The organism is Acidobacteriota bacterium, from assembly GCA_034211275.1.
In the GTDB taxonomy this organism is placed as follows: domain Bacteria; phylum Acidobacteriota; class Thermoanaerobaculia; order Multivoradales; family JAHZIX01; genus JAGQSE01.
This window is the reverse complement of the sequence record JAXHTF010000168.1, coordinates 1-15,087: the sequence shown is the minus strand read 5'-3', so window position 1 is coordinate 15,087 and position 15,087 is coordinate 1. Positions and strand designations below refer to the sequence as shown.

The 15,087-nt window shown below is 65.6% G+C and carries 9 protein-coding genes; all 9 read left to right on the top strand.

Annotated elements, in window-relative coordinates; genetic code table 11:
• Positions 1-1,481: CRTAC1 family protein (locus tag SX243_19935; GenBank protein MDY7095254.1), on the top strand; the 1,481-nt coding region annotated here is incomplete at its 5' end.
• Entirely contained in the window at positions 1,478-3,268 is a 1,791-nt protein-coding gene (locus SX243_19930) for a tetratricopeptide repeat protein (protein ID MDY7095253.1), read from the top strand. The genes SX243_19935 and SX243_19930, both read left to right, overlap by 4 nt.
• A gap of 128 nt (positions 3,269-3,396) precedes the next feature.
• Positions 3,397-5,076 (top strand): tail fiber domain-containing protein, encoded by a 1,680-nt coding sequence (locus tag SX243_19925; protein ID MDY7095252.1) that lies wholly within the window; start codon positions 3,397-3,399, stop codon positions 5,074-5,076.
• Positions 5,077-5,492: 416 nt separating this feature from the next.
• A complete protein-coding gene (locus SX243_19920; protein MDY7095251.1) occupies positions 5,493-7,118 on the top strand; it encodes a tail fiber domain-containing protein in 1,626 nt (541 codons plus the stop codon).
• 308 nt (positions 7,119-7,426) lie between these two features.
• The gene (locus tag SX243_19915; GenBank protein MDY7095250.1) at positions 7,427-9,067 is read left to right on the top strand and encodes a tail fiber domain-containing protein; all 1,641 of its coding nucleotides are present in this window, start codon (positions 7,427-7,429) and stop codon (positions 9,065-9,067) included.
• A gap of 458 nt (positions 9,068-9,525) precedes the next feature.
• Positions 9,526-11,199, top strand: a complete 1,674-nt coding sequence (locus SX243_19910; protein ID MDY7095249.1) for a tail fiber domain-containing protein — start codon at positions 9,526-9,528, stop codon at positions 11,197-11,199.
• Between the two features lie 194 nt (positions 11,200-11,393).
• A complete protein-coding gene (locus SX243_19905) occupies positions 11,394-12,089 on the top strand; it encodes a tail fiber domain-containing protein (protein MDY7095248.1) in 696 nt (231 codons plus the stop codon).
• Positions 12,090-12,457: 368 nt separating this feature from the next.
• Positions 12,458-14,137, top strand: a complete 1,680-nt coding sequence (locus SX243_19900; protein ID MDY7095247.1) for a tail fiber domain-containing protein — start codon at positions 12,458-12,460, stop codon at positions 14,135-14,137.
• A gap of 336 nt (positions 14,138-14,473) precedes the next feature.
• A partial coding sequence (locus tag SX243_19895) for a hypothetical protein (protein ID MDY7095246.1) occupies positions 14,474-15,087 on the top strand: 614 nt, incomplete at its 3' end.

Sequence of the window (15,087 nt, the reverse complement as noted above, 5' to 3'; positions counted from 1 at the left end):
CCGAGGCCAGCGGTCTGCGCGCCACCGGCTACGGCATGGGAGTGGCCACCGGCGACCTGGACAACGACGGCTACCTCGACCTCTACGTCACCAATTACGGCTCCAACCAGCTGTGGCGCAACCGCGGCGACGGCACCTTCGAGGACATCACCACCAAGGCCGGCGCCGACGATCCCCGCTGGAGCACCAGCGCCGCCTTCTTCGACTTCGACCGCGACGGCTGGCTCGACCTCTACATCACCAACTACCTCCAGTTCTCCGTCACCGAGAATCCCGCCTGCTACGCCAACAGCAGCCGCCGGGACTACTGTGGGCCGTCCGGATTTCCGCCGGAGCGGGACCGCCTGCTGCGCAACCGCGGTGACGGCACCTTCCAGGACGTCACCGTCGCCGCCGGCGTCACCTCCCCCGGGGCGGGCCTCGGAGTGATCGCCGGTGACTTCGACGGCGACGGCTGGCTCGACCTCTACGTCGCCAACGACGGTCAGCCCAACTTCCTCTGGCTCAACCAACACGACGGCACCTTCGCCGACGGCGGGCTGCTCTCCGGACTGGCGGTGAACGCCCGGGGGCTGCCGGAGGCGAGCATGGGGGTCACCGCCGGCGACGCCGACGGGGACGGCGATCTGGACCTCTTCATGACCCACCTCATGGGAGAGACCAACACGCTCTACTTGCAGGAGGACGGCGGCCTCTTCCTCGACCGCACGGTGGCCAGCGGCCTCGGCGCCGGCAGCCTGCCCTACACCTCCTTCGGCACCTACTTCTTCGACTACGACAACGACGGCTGGCTCGACCTGCTTATCGCCAACGGCGCCGTGCGCATCCTCGAACCCCTGGCCGCCAGCGGTGACCTCTTTCCCCTCGACCAGCCCAACCAGCTCTACCGCAATCTCGGCGGCGGCCGCTTCCGGGAGATCACCGCCGAGGCCGGCGAGCCCTTCCGCATCGCCGAGGTCAGCCGCGGCGCCGCCTTCGGTGACGTCGACAACGACGGCGACACCGATGTGCTCTTGTTCAACAACAACGGCCCGGCCCGGCTGTTGGAGAACCGTGTCGGCCAGGACCGGCGGTGGATCGGCCTACGGCTGGTTTCGGCTCCCGGTGAGAGCGCCTCGCAGCAGGACTCCGCCCCGCTCCGGGATGCCCTGGGCGCGCTGGTGACGGTAGAGGGTGCGGCGCAGCCCCAGCTGGTACGCCGCGTGGGCACCGACGGCAGCTACTGCTCCGCCAACGACCCACGACTCCTCTTCGGCCTCGGGGAGCGCAAGGACCCCGTCACGGTCCGAGTGCTGTGGCCCGACGGCGCCACGGAACGCTTCTCCGGCCTGGCGCCGGGCAACTACCACCAGCTGCGCCAGGGAAAGGGGAATCAGGGACCAGGAAAGACCAACGGCGAGGCGAAGGAGTCGAAGGCTACGGCGCCAGAGTCAACCGCCTCGGAAGGAACAGACCCCACGGGAAGCGAGGCCCAGCGATGAAGCTCTCCAAGACCTCGATCCGGCGCTGGCCTTCCTCCCTGGCCGTCCTGGCGCTCCTCTGGGCTCCCCTCGCCGCCCCGGGGCAGGAGGCGGCGGCACGTCCCCCAGAGACGGGCTCCCCAGAGACGAGCTCCCCAGAGACGAGCTCCCAACAGACGGCCCCCGACCCGAGCGGCAGTGCCCAGACCCCGCCGGAGGAGCCCCAGGACCTGGTGCTGGAGAATCTGCCGGACCCGCCCTTGGATTCCCTGGAGGACGCGGTGGCGGAACAGCTGCGGGCGGCGCGCCAGCAGCTCACCGACTTGCTCCAGGGCTCCGAGCCACCCACCCGCGGCCAGCTGGCGGAGCACTTCGGCGCTCTCGGCCAGCTCTATCAGGCCTATGACTTGCTCTTCTCCGCCGCCCCGGCCTATCGCAACGCCGCCCGGCTGGCCCCGGGGGACCTGCGCTGGTTCTACTACCTCGGCGTGCTGGCCCAGGACGAGGGGCGGCTGCCGGAGGCCGCCGGGCTGTTCCAGAAGACCCTCGAAATCAACCCCCGGGACGTCCCCACCCGCTATCGCCTGGCGGAGGTGCTGCGGGACCTGGGGGAAACCGACACCGCCTACCAACACCTCGAGCTGCTGCTCCAATTGCTTCCGGAATCGCCGTCGGCGCTGGCCTTGATGGGAGAGATCGAGCTGCAGCGAGACGATCCCGAGGCCGCCGCCGAGCTCCTCGAGCGCGCTCTGCGCCAGGAGCCGGAAGCCGACCGCCTGCACTGGCCCCTGCATCTGGCCTACCGTCAGCTGGGAGAGCAGGAGAAGGCTCTGAGCCACCTCGAGCAGCGGGGCTCGGTGGGGGTGCGCCCCCCGGATCCGTTGATGAAGGAGCTCCAGGATCTGCGCCGAGGCGAGCTCGTGCACATCCTCCGCGGACGCCTGGCCTTCGGCGTCGGGCAGTACCAGGAGGCGGCGAAAGAGTTCGCCACGGCGGTGGCCGCAGCACCGGAAAGCACCACCGCCAGGGTCAACCTAGCCGCCGCCCTGAGCCAGCTGGGAGACTCTGACGGAGCCCTGACGCAACTCCGAGAAGCTCTGGCCGTCGATTCGGAAAACGCCACCGCCCACTACAACTTAGGGCAGCTTCTGGCACATGGCGGCCAGATCGACGAAGCCATCGAATCTCTAACGAGAGCGGTGGAATTGAAACCCGGAGACCTTCAAGCTCATCGAGACCTGGCGCAGCTGTTTCGCCGACGTCAGGACTGGGAGGAAGCGTTGGAACACTACCGAAGCGCGCTCGCCATCGAGCCGCTGGACGAAGAGGCAAAGCTAGGCGAGGGGGTGGTCCTCACCGAGCTGGGCCGCTATCAGGAGGCCATCGAGAGCCTCGAGCACGGGCTGTCCGTGGTGCCAAGGCAGGGTCGTTGGGCCCACGCCCTGGCGCAGCTGCTAGCCGGTGCTCCCGATCTCGAGCTGAGGAATGGAGAGCGGGCTCTGTATCTTGCGGAGAACGTTCACCAAGCCCAACCGACGGTGCGCACCGCGCAGACCCTGGCCATGGCTCTGGCCGAGACCGGGGAATGTGCAGCGGCGGCCGACATCCAGAGACAGGCGATCGAGCAGTTCTTGAGAGAGGGAGGGGACGAGGCAAAGGCCTCGCCTGTCGCACAGCAGATGTATCGCACCCTCGCGCACTATCGGCGGTCTGCCCCTTGCCGCTACCCCGCTGCCGAGCCCGGCGACGCGGAACGCGCCCCGCTCCCCCCGGAGGTTCCCGGGAATCAGGAGGAGGGATCCCCATGAACCCGCTCACCCCCTGGACCGCAGCCGGTGAGCCATCTGTTTTCACCATCCTGTGGCCGGATCCCTTGGTCCGCACCACACGACTCTCGGACTGAATCGAACCCTCGATCTCTTAAGGAGTAATTCTCATGACCACCCGTAAGACCACTTTGTTGATGATTCTCGCCTTGGCCCTCGTGGCCGTCGGCGTCACCCCCGCCCTCGCCGACGAGACCGCCCGCGTAGCCCGCGTCGATGCCGGCATCGACTCCATTGCCTTCCAGCCGGAAACGGCCCACGGCGGCATGACCATTACCGTCACCGGCCCCTATGACTTCGTCGAGCGTCACGAGGTCGCCGCCGACCGCGCTGGCTACTTCGACACCGCCGGCCTCGCCGACGGCTTCTACCGCTACCAGATCACCGCGGCGCCGGTGCTCGACAACGCCACCCGCCGCGCCCTCGCCGAGGCGCGCCAGAACGGCAACAGCGCCGAGGTCGCCGCGCAGCTGCGGTACCAGGGCAAGCTGGTAGAGGGAGCCCAGCAGAGCGGCAACTTCCGCATCGTCAACGGCGCCCTCGTCGACACCAGCCTGGTGGAAGAGGGCGGCGCCCTCTCCGACGGCGCTCGCTCCGGCGGCGTCGAGGCGGCCACCGGCGGCCTCAGCAACCTCACCGAGGAGACTCAGGTCATCACCATGGACCTCATCGTCCAGGGTAGCGAGTGCGTGGGTGTGGACTGCACCAGCTCCGAGAGCTTCGGCTTCGACACTCTGCGGCTGAAGGAGAACAACCTGCGCATCAAGTTCCAGGACACCTCCAACAGCGGCTCCTTCCCCTCCAACGACTGGCAGCTCGCCGCCAACGAGACCGGCAACGGCGGCGCCAACCAGTTCACCATCGACGACGTCGACGGTGGCCGCACTCCCTTCACCATCGAGGCCGGCGCCCCCAACAGCGCCCTCTACGTCGACAGCAGCGGCAACATCGGCTTCGGCACCAGCGCCCCGGTGGTCGAGCTTCACAGCAAGGACGGCGACTCCCCGACCCTGCGCCTGGAGCAGGACCAGTCCTCCGGCTTCGCCGCCCAGACCTGGGACGTGGCCGGTAACGAGACCAACTTCTTCGTCCGCGACGTCAGCAACGGCAGCAACCTGCCCTTCAAGATCTTCCCCGGCGCCGCCACCAACACCCTGACCCTCACCGGTAACGACCGGGTGGGCGTCAACACCACTTCCCCCGGCGCCAAGATGGAGGTCGTGACCTCCGACGCCAACAGCGTGCCCGGCCTGCAGGTCCGCACCACCGCCGCCAGCGGTGCCCAGGACATGCTCAATCTCTCTGCCTCTGCTGATGTCAACCTGCGCACCAACTTCACCGGCAACACCAGCGCTACCGCGTGGACCTGGCAGCAGATCTACCGCAACAACCAGTACAACCTGGAGCTCGACGGTGGTGACCAGCTGACCCTTATGCAGAATGGCGATCTCATCATCACCGGCTCGCTGAACCCCTCCTCCGACCGCAACGTCAAGGAGAATATTGGCTCCGTCGAGACCACCGACATCCTCGAGCGCCTGGCCCAGGTCCCGGTGCAGCGTTGGAACTACATCCACGACGAGGGTGACACCCCGCACATCGGCCCCATGGCGCAGGACTTCTACGCCGCCTTCGGCGTTGGCGCCGATGACAAGCACATCGCCACCACCGACGCCGACGGCGTCGCCTTCGCCGCCATCCAGGCTCTCTACCAGCGCCTGCAGGAGAAGGAAGCGGCCCTCGACGAGCTGCGTCAGCGCCTCGAGGCCCTGGAGGGAATGGAGCCCTGAACTCGCTCCTGACAGGCAGCGGGACCTAGATTCCGCGGCCACAAACCGAGCCTGATCCCAGGCTCACCTGAAGGCGCCCTCCGGGGCGCCTTTTTTGTTGTGAATTCAGCGCCCCAGACTTATGGCCACATGGCCATTCCCGCCGCCTATGATCCGGGCTCCGTGGCAACTTCGTGGGCGTTTCCCGGAGCTTCGGCGAGGGCGGCCGGAGCCACTCGAAGCGGCCGATCGCCTGGATCTTCAGGCGTTTCGAGCTCCCTCGAGCCTTCCAGCGAACCTGGCAATCATCTTGCGATAACGAATTCTCCAGATACGACCAACCGCAGCCCCGGCTTCTAACAGGCCTCCGCCTAGCCCCCCCGGCGGAAGCCCGCCGAGCTCAGGAGCTGCGCATCTCAAATGTCTTGGAGGATTCCATGCTTTCATCCTTGCTTCGCACCGTCGCACGCCGGAACACTCGCTCACGGCTCCTCGCCGGTCTCGTCTTCGGTGCATTCTTCGCCTTTGCCTCGGGGTTGATCCCCGGCAGCCTCGCCGGCACCGCGACTGCCGAAGAGTTGGTGACCGTCCACACCAGCTCCCAAGGGCTGGTCTTCCAGCCCCTCGCGGATCACGGCACGCTGCTGCTCACCGTCGCCGGTCCCGACGGCTACTCTCTGGAACGCACCAGCTTCCGGGACGGAGTACCCGCCATCGACGTCTCGGGACTCACCGACGGGGTCTACCAATGGCGGCTGCAGGCCCAGCCGAGCTCCGCAACCCGGCAACGGACTCCCGAGGACGGCGAACGAAGCCGGCGCAACGCCGGTCCGACTCCTCAGAGCGGTGCCTTCTCGGTTCGTGACGGCTCGGTGGTGGATTCCGGACGGGTCGAGCCCCTCCCTGGAGCCGCCCCCGTTCAGGGTGGTAGCGGCCCGCAGGCCGCCACCGAGGAGCTCTTCTCCAACAATAATCTCTACGTCCACAACAGCGCCTGCATCGGCGGCGACTGTGTCGACCAGAACGAAAACTTCGGTCTCGACACCCTGCGCCTCAAGGAGGAGAACCTGCGCCTCCACTTCGAGGACACCTCCAATACCTTCGATTTCCCCACCCGCGACTGGCGCCTGCTGATCAATAGCAACACCAACGGAGGGCCGGACCGTTTCTCCGTCGAGGACGTGGACGCCGGCACCGTGCCCATGACCATCGAGGGGGACGCTCCGGACCACGCCCTCTACGTCACCAGCGATGCCGCCCTGGGGCTGGGCACCAACACCCCTGGACGCTCCATCCACTCGACTTCCGGCAACACCCCCGGCCTGCGTCTGGAGCAGGATGTCAGCCGGGGCTTCAGTCCCTACACCTGGGATGTCAGCGCCAACGAGATCTCCTTTCACCTGCGGGACGTGTCCAACGGTGACACCCTCCCCTTCGTCGTCCACGCCGGCGCCCCCAGCAACTCCCTGGTGGTCGAGGCCGACGGGGATGTCTACTTCGGCGAACAGGCGAGCCAAGACCACGTGAGCCTCAACATCCGCACCAACGACGACGACAACTTCGCCGGCCTGCGGGTGGAGAACGTCGGCACCGGCAATATCCAAACTCAATTCGCCAACCTCGAGGACGATTGGGAGTGGCGCCAGACCTTCCGCGAGGGCGACATGATCTTCGACTCCCAGGAGGACGGCGCCAACGAATGGGAGCTGGACACCGACGGCAACGTCACCGCCACCTCCTTCAACCCCACCTCCGACCGTAACCTCAAGCAAGGCTTCGACGCGGTGGATCCTGCTGAGGTCTTGGAGCGACTGGCGGCCATCCCGGTGACCCGCTGGAGCTACCGTGGAGACGCCGACGCCACCCCCCACATCGGTCCCGTGGCCCAGGACTTCCACGCCGCCTTTGGCGTCGGAGCCGACGATCGCCACATTTCCACCACCGACGCCGACGGCGTCGCCTTCGCCGCCATCCAGGCCCTCTACCAGCAGCTCCAGGAAGCGCGGGCGGACCGCGCCATGTTGCTCCAACGGCTCGAAGCCCTGGAGCGCTGCGAGCCCTGATGGCCGGCGGACCGGTCCCTCCTTCTCACCAGGAGGCTGGGGCCGGTCCGATGACTTTTCACCCGCGATGGCTCCCTATTCCCTCCGGCTGACAATGACAAATCCACCCGGATTCGCTGCACAGCTCCCGGGATTTGTGGTGTAATCAAGGCGACCTTACGGTCTTACAATCTTTTTTCATTGTTCGCCCAGGAGAATCTCGAGAGCCCATCGCGCTCGTTGGGTTGGCCAGCGTCTCGCTGAAACGCCCATCCAGCCGGTGTCGAAGTACGTCTCCAACCCACATCTCCTGAAGGAGGAATTCGTCCATGTACCGAGCCCGAGTCGTCCCCCTGTTCGTCCTCGCCCTCTTCTTACTCGTCCCCACGAACCTGATGGCGGCGCCCCCGGCGGGCACCATCGTCGATGTCCAGTACTACTCCGGCGGCCTGGTTTTCGAGCCCGTCATCGGCCATGACGGCATCGACCTCACCGTCACCGGCCCGCGCAAATTCTCCTTCGTCGACCAATTCCGGGCCGGCGCCGGCGGCTCCTTGGACATCCGCGACTTCGCCGACGGCTTGTACCGCTGGGAAGTCCGCGCCCTGCCCAAGCTCGACCCGGAGGTGCGTGCCCAGATCGCCCAGGCCCGCAAGGACAACGACATGCAGTTCATCTGCGACCTCCAGGACGCCGGCGTCCTGCCCTTCGATCCGCTGGTGCAGGGCGGCGCCTTCAGCGTCTACCGGGGCAAGCTCGTCGATCTCACCCTCAACGAGGACGGATTCAAGGAAGGCAACCGGGAAACGGATCGTGCCGCCGCCGGCCTGAGTAGCACCAGCGGTGCCCTCACCAACCTGACGGAAGAGGACGAGGTGATCCTCGACGATCTCATCGTCGACGGCAGCGCCTGCATCGGCTTCGACTGCGTCAACGGTGAGACCTTCGGCTTCGACACTCTCCGGCTGAAGGAGAACAACCTGCGGATCAAATTCGACGACACCAGCGTCGCCGCCTCCTTCCCGCGCAACGATTGGGAGCTGGTGGCCAACGACTCCGCCAACGGCGGCCGCTCTAAGTTCACTATCCGGGACTCCAGCAACGACCGCGACATCTTCACCGTCGAGGCCAGCGCCCGCTCGAACGCCCTCTTCGTCGATTCTCAGGGCGATGTGGGTCTCGGTACCTCCAGTCCGGTGGCGGACATCCACGTGGTCACCGGCGACAGCCCGACTCTGCGGCTGGCGCAGGATGGCTCGTCTGGCTTCGCACCCCAGACCTGGGACCTGGCGGGCAACGAGACCAACTTCTTCATCCGCGACTCCTCCAACGGCTCTACCCTGCCTTTCCGCCTGCGCCCTGGCGCCCCCACCAACAGCATCTTCATCGACGTCGACGGTGACATCTCCTTCGGCACCCAGAGCCCCGACGCCGACGTGCGGTTCCAGGTCCAGGCCCATGAGAACAACAACTTCGGCGGCTTGCGAGTGGAGAATAGCGGCACCGGCAACATCCAGACCCAATTCGCCAACACCGACGGCGGTTGGGAGTGGCGTCAGACCTTCCGCTCCGGAGACCTGATCTTCGACTCTCAGGAAGACGGTGCCAACGAGTGGGAAGTGGACATCGACGGCAACGTCACCGCCACCTCCTTCAACCCCACCTCCGACCGCAACTTGAAGCAGGGCTTCGATCCGGTGGATCCGGCGGACGTCTTGGAGCGTCTGGCGGCCATCCCGGTGACCCGCTGGAGCTACCGCGGCGACGCCGACGCTACCCCCCACATCGGCCCGGTGGCCCAGGACTTCCACGCCGCCTTCGGCGTCGGAGCCGACGACCGCCACATCTCCACCACCGACGCCGACGGCGTCGCCTTCGCCGCCATCCAGGCTCTCTACCAGCAGCTCCAGGAGACTCGGGCGGAGCTGGAGAAGCTGCGCGCGGAAACCATCCAGGGTTGCGAGCCCTGAGGCTAGCCTAGCCATCCGCGAGGCTCTTCGTTTCGCGGATCAGACCCGGGCCTGCGTGCAGGCTTTCCCTAGGGCGCCCTTTTCGGGCGCCCTTTTGCGTAGCCCCTCTTCGCTGGGCCCCCAAGACCCTCCATCCTCCTGCGATCTCAACCCTCAACATCCAGGAATGCTGGAACCGGAAGGGGCTTTTCAGCGCCGACCGCCGCCGGATAGGATGATGGGGTACTTGCGCCTCAGCGCTTCTCGATCAAGCGTCAGCAGAAGATTCTGCGGCCTGCTTGCCTCGATGTAGCCCGCGCAGTACTATTATCTTTTGTTGTATCCCGCCAGGAGAGTCTCGATATCCGCCAGTGCTCGACCGTCACCTCGGTCTCGACTCCTCGGTCGTAATTCCAAAGTGGCGGCGGGTGCGTGCGTTGCGTTGTTCCTGTATCTCGATCCCGCTTAGGAGGATAGAAATGAAACTAGTCCGCGTACTTCCGTTCCTTTGTCTCGCCCTGCTGCTGGCGCTGCCCTCGAGCTCCGCCGACGCCGCTCCGCCCACCGGCGACATCGTCGATGTCCGCTACTTCCCCGACGGAGTCGCCTTCGAGCCGCTGGTCAACCACGACGGCATCACTCTCACCATCACCGGCCCGCGCAAATTCGTCGAGGAACAGACCTTCGACCCCGGCAAGGGCGGGTTCCTGGACGCCCGCAGCTTCAAGGATGGCCAGTACCGCTGGGAAGCCCGCGCCATTCCGAAGCTCGACCAGAACATCAAGGATCGGCTGGTCCGGGCTCGCCTGGAAGGCGACACCGAGATCGTCTGCCAGCTGCAGGACGAGGGCATCCTGCCCATGGAGCCGCTGGTGCAGAACGGCTACATCTTCGTCGACCGCGGCCAGATCGTCGATCCCAATCGCACCGAGGAGGGCTCCAACGCGGAGGGCAGCCGTGCTTCTGAAGCGGAGGCCCTGCAGAACACCCAGGACCCCATCCTCACCAACCTTTACGCCGCCGACTTCGTGATCAACGACGACCTCATCGTCGATGGCAGCGCCTGCATCGGCTTCGACTGCGTCAACGGTGAGAGCTTCGGCTTCGACACCATCCGCCTGAAGGAGAACAACCTGCGCATCAAGTTCGACGACACCAGTGTCGCCGCCAGCTTCCCGCGCAACGATTGGCAGCTCACCGCCAATGACTCCGCCAACGGCGGCGCCAGCAAGTTCTCCATCGACGACGTCAGCGGCAACCGCACGCCCTTCACCGTCGAGGCCAACGCCCGCAGCCACTCCCTCTACGTGGACGACGGCGGCCGCATCGGCTCCCGCACCTCCACTCCGTCGACGGAGATCCACACCATCGACGGTGACACCCCGACCCTGCGCCTGCAGCAGGACGGCTCCTCCGGCTTCGCGCCCCAGACCTGGGACATCGCCGGTAACGAGACCAACTTCTTCATCCGCGACGTCTCCAACGGCTCGACCCTGCCCTTCCGCATTCGCCCCGGTGCTCCTTCCAGCTCGATCTTCATCGACGTGGACGGCGACATCGCAATCGGAACCAGCAGCGTCGACGACGCCGTACGGCTTCAGGTTCAGGAGGACACGGACTCCAACTTCGGCGGTCTGCGGGTGGAGAACGACGGCACCGGCAACATCCAGACCCAATTCGTCAACAACGCCGACGATTGGGAATGGCGCCAGAACTTCCGTCAGACCCGTCTGGACTTCAACTTCGGCACCGTCGGCTCGGTGAGCACTCAGTTCTCCCTGGAGAGCAACGGTGACGCCGAGTTCCAGGGGGACGTCACCGCCAACGGCGTGCTCCTGACCTCCGACCGCAACATGAAGGAGGACTTCCAGCCGGTGGATTCGTCGGACATCCTGACCAAGATCGGCGAGATGCCGGTGACTTCCTGGAGCTACAAGCGGGACCAGGGCGCCGTGCGCCACATCGGTCCGGTGGCCCAGGACTTCCACGCCGCCTTCGGCATCGGTCCCGACGACAAGCACATCTCCAGCATCGACGCCGACGGCGTCGCTTTCGCGGCGATCCAGGCGCTGTACCAGCAGCTCCAGGAAACCCGCGCCGAGCTCGAGCAGCTGCGCCAGCAGCTCGAAGAGTCGAACACCCAGGAGCCCTGAGGCTCCAGCGGGGCTAACCCCCCGCCTTCCGTTTGTCTAGTTGAAGCTCCCCGCGGGACTCGCTTCGGGTCCCGCGGGGAGCTTTTTTATTGATCAATTTCCTCTTGTTGTATTCTTTTGATAATTGCCTTCATTTCATTACTCCGGGCTTTTCCGGAGTGGAAATCGCTCGCAAACCAACAGGAGACAACATCATGCATCGAACCTGCCCCCTCACCCCCACCCGCCGTCCCCTCGTCTGCATCGCGGTAGCGGCTCTAATCCTGGCGCTGCCTCTCATCAGCTCCGCTCAGAATCTGTCGCTCACTACCGAAGACGCCAATAGCGCCCCGGCCTTGGAAATCGTCACCACCGACACCCTCGGTGTTCAGAACTTCCTCACCGTGGAAGCGACCGGCGATCTCAACCTGCGCTCCACCGTCACCGGCAACACCAACGGCACCTCGTGGGAATGGCGCCAGGTATACCGGGCCAACCAATTCAATCTCGAGTTGGACGGGGGCGACCAGCTGACCCTCTACAGCAACGGCGATGCCAACTTTCAGGGCGATGTCACCGCCAATGGCGTGTTCCTGACCTCCGACCGCAGCATGAAGGAGGACTTCCAGCCGGTGAATCCGGCGGACATCCTGACCAAGATCGGCGAGATGCCGGTCACTTCCTGGAGCTACAAGCGGGACCAGGGCGCCGTGCGCCACATCGGTCCGGTGGCCCAGGACTTCCATGCTGCCTTCGGAGTCGGAACCGACGACAAGCACATTGCCACCACCGACGCCCACGGCGTCGCCTTCGCCGCCATCCAGGCGCTCTACCAGCAGCTCCAGGAAACCCGCGCCGAGCTGGAGCAGCTGCGCCAGCAGCTCGAAGAGTCGAACACTCCGGAGCCCTGAAGCTCCACGTACCTAGCTCCGAATCCACGATCCCGGCCGCGCCAGCTCACCGGCTCTGCGGCCGGGATCTCGTTGTTCTGCAGCCGAACCAGAACATGGGTCCCCTCTTTTTCTGACCCGGGAACCACCGCAAATGCGGGATTTCTTGCTTTGAATCACGGCATAGTGCGCGATTTTGTGTTCTACTAGTGCATACGCTCATTGAGCTATTTATCTTCATTGCTTGCTTTCTGCCAGGAGAGTCTCGAGCTCCCGGTGCCTTCGCCCCGCGTCTTCGGAGAGATTCCACGACGGAAGCACTCCGAGGCGCGGCCGAAGAGATCGCCGACGTGTATCTCTCCCCTGTTCCTTCCATGGAGGACTCGACCATGCAACGGATCCGTCTCGTCCCACTGCGCCGTTTCCCATCCCTTCCCCTCTCAATCCTCGCCCTCGCCCTTCTCCTGCTATCCACCAGCCTCGCCGCCCAGACCAGCGAGGACATCGTGAGGGTCAGCTACGACCCCAGCGCCTTGAGCTTCGATCCCATCATCGCCCACGACGGCATGACCCTCACCGTCACCGATTCGCGCAAATTCATGCACGTCCAGCAGTTTGCCGACGACGAAGGGGGCACTCTGGAGATCCGCGGCTTCGCCGACGGGGTCTACGATTGGGAGGTCCACGCCCGGCCGGATCTCGCTCCGGAGCTGGCCCAGCAGATCGCCGAGGATCGGGCGGAGAACGACATGACCCTGGTCTGCGACCTCCAGGACAAAGGCATCCTGCCGCTGGTCCCGCTGATGCAGAGCGGCACCTTCACCATCATCGGCGGGAGCATCGTCGATCCCAACCGGCCGGAGGAGGGCAGCGAAGAGACCCAGGCCACCGCCGAGGCGTCGCGCCAACCAGGAGCCACCGTCGACGGGCTGACCAACGCCACCGACGAGTTCTACACCAACAGCAACCTCTACGTGCACAACAGCGCCTGCATCGGGTTCGACTGTCCCTCCTCGGGGCTCAGCTTCGGTTCGGACACGATCCGGCTCAAGGAGCACCGGCTGAGGATCCACTTCGAGGACACCAGCGTCGGCAGTTTCCCCAGCACTGACTGGCGCATCATCGCCAACGACGCCAGCGCCGGCGGCGCCAACCGCTTCCGGATCCAGGACGCCACCGCCAGCCGCATCCCGTTCTCGGTGGAGGCCAACGCCCGCAACCACGCGCTCTACGTGGACAACGGCGGCCGGGTAGGGTTGGGCACCTCGAATCCGGTGGTGGAAATGCATATGGTGAGCGGCGATACGCCGACCTTGCGGCTCAACCAAGACTCGTCGGCGGGCTTCGGCTCGCAGACCTGGGACGTAGCGGGCAACGAGAGCAGTTTCTTCATCCGCGACTCCACCAACGGCTCCCAGCTGCCCTTCCGCATCCGCCCCGGCGCGGACAGCAACAGCATCTACATCGAAAACGACAACGACATCGCCTTCGGCACCTCGAGCATCGACCCCGACGTCCGCTTCCAGGTGCAGGCCAACACCAGCGCCAACTTCGCCGGTCTGCGGGTGGAGAACACCGGCACCGGCAACATTCAGACCCACTTCGCCGGCAATAGCTGGGAGTGGCGCCAGACCTTCCGTTCCGGCGACATGATCTTCGACTCCCAAGAGGACGGCGCCAACGAGTGGGAGCTGGACACCGACGGCAACGTCACCGCCACCTCTTTCAACCCCACCTCCGACCGCAACTTGAAGCAGGGCTTCGAGCCGGTGGATGGGGGGCAGATCCTGGAGCGCCTGGCGGCCATTCCGGTGACCCAGTGGAGCTATCGTGGGGACGCCGCGGGCACCCAGCACATCGGACCGGTGGCCCAGGACTTCTACGCCGCCTTCGGCGTCGGAGCCGACGACCGCCACATCTCCACTACCGACGCCGACGGCGTCGCCTTCGCCGCCATCCAGGCCCTCTACCAACGCCTGCTGGAGAAAGAGCAGACTCTGGAGCAGGTGCAGCGGCAGAATCGGGAGCTGGCGGCGCGCCTCGAGGCCCTCGAAGCCTCCGCGCCCTGATCCCCGCCAACCGGCCTAGGAGCTTGCGACTGCGGATGCTCCACTAGATCCTTTCGCCAACTTCGTGGGCGGACTGCCCACGAAGTTGGCGGATTGCACCCTTTGCTGTCAGCGTCGGAGGCCCCAAATCAGGGATTTCGGCGTCCCTCGGCGCGGGCAGCGATCTTGCTCCTGTTCGAGGTAGGACATTTCTCGACCGCGAAGAAAGTAGCCCTACCGTGCTACGGGAGCCTCGCGAGTCCCCTCCACCGGTCTCGAAGCCGCCGCTCACCGAGCGGACGCAGAAGGACGGAGGCGCCTCGATACCTTTCGGCCTATTTTTATGGAGGACTGTTTGTGAAACACCTGACCACCGGCCTCGCCCTCGCCACCATCATCCTGCTGTGCCCGGGAATCCTCGACGCTGCGCCCCTTCAGGACGCTCAGATCGTCGAGGTCGCCCACGACCCCGGCGCCCTGATCTTCGCGCCGATCTTCGGCCACGGAGGCATGCAGCTGACCGTCACCGGCCCCTCCGAATTCGTTCACTCCCAAGACTTCGTCGCTGGAGAAGGGGGCATTCTCGACGCCCGAAGCCTGGCGGACGGTGTCTACAGCTGGGAGATCGTCGCTCGCCCCGACCTCAGTCAGGAGTTGGCGGAGCGCATCGCCCGGGCTCGTCAGAACGGGGATCTCGCTCTGATCGAAGACTTGAAGAAACGAGGCGTTCTCCCAGAGTCCCCGCTGATGCAGAACGGCACTTTCACCGTCGTCCACGGCCAGGTGGTGGATCCCTCTCTGACGGAAGCCGCCGGCGATGGAGCTCAGGCGGCGACGGATGGGAGCCGTAGCCCCGCCACCGGATCCGGCGGGATCACCAACGCCACCGACGAGTTCTACGCCAGCGGTGACCTCTACGTGCACAACAGCGCCTGCATCGGCTTCGACTGCCCCACTACGGGCCTCAGCTT

What these genes read in the sequence shown, in the direction of transcription:
- SX243_19930 (MDY7095253.1), top strand. Translation starts at nt 1,478, where the DNA reads ATGAAGCTCTCCAAGACCTCGATCCGGCGCTGGCCTTCCTCCCTGGCC.
- SX243_19925 (MDY7095252.1), top strand. Translation starts at nt 3,397, where the DNA reads ATGACCACCCGTAAGACCACTTTGTTGATGATTCTCGCCTTGGCCCTC.
- SX243_19920 (MDY7095251.1), top strand. Translation starts at nt 5,493, where the DNA reads ATGCTTTCATCCTTGCTTCGCACCGTCGCACGCCGGAACACTCGCTCA.
- SX243_19915 (MDY7095250.1), top strand. Translation starts at nt 7,427, where the DNA reads ATGTACCGAGCCCGAGTCGTCCCCCTGTTCGTCCTCGCCCTCTTCTTA.
- SX243_19910 (MDY7095249.1), top strand. Translation starts at nt 9,526, where the DNA reads ATGAAACTAGTCCGCGTACTTCCGTTCCTTTGTCTCGCCCTGCTGCTG.
- SX243_19905 (MDY7095248.1), top strand. Translation starts at nt 11,394, where the DNA reads ATGCATCGAACCTGCCCCCTCACCCCCACCCGCCGTCCCCTCGTCTGC.
- SX243_19900 (MDY7095247.1), top strand. Translation starts at nt 12,458, where the DNA reads ATGCAACGGATCCGTCTCGTCCCACTGCGCCGTTTCCCATCCCTTCCC.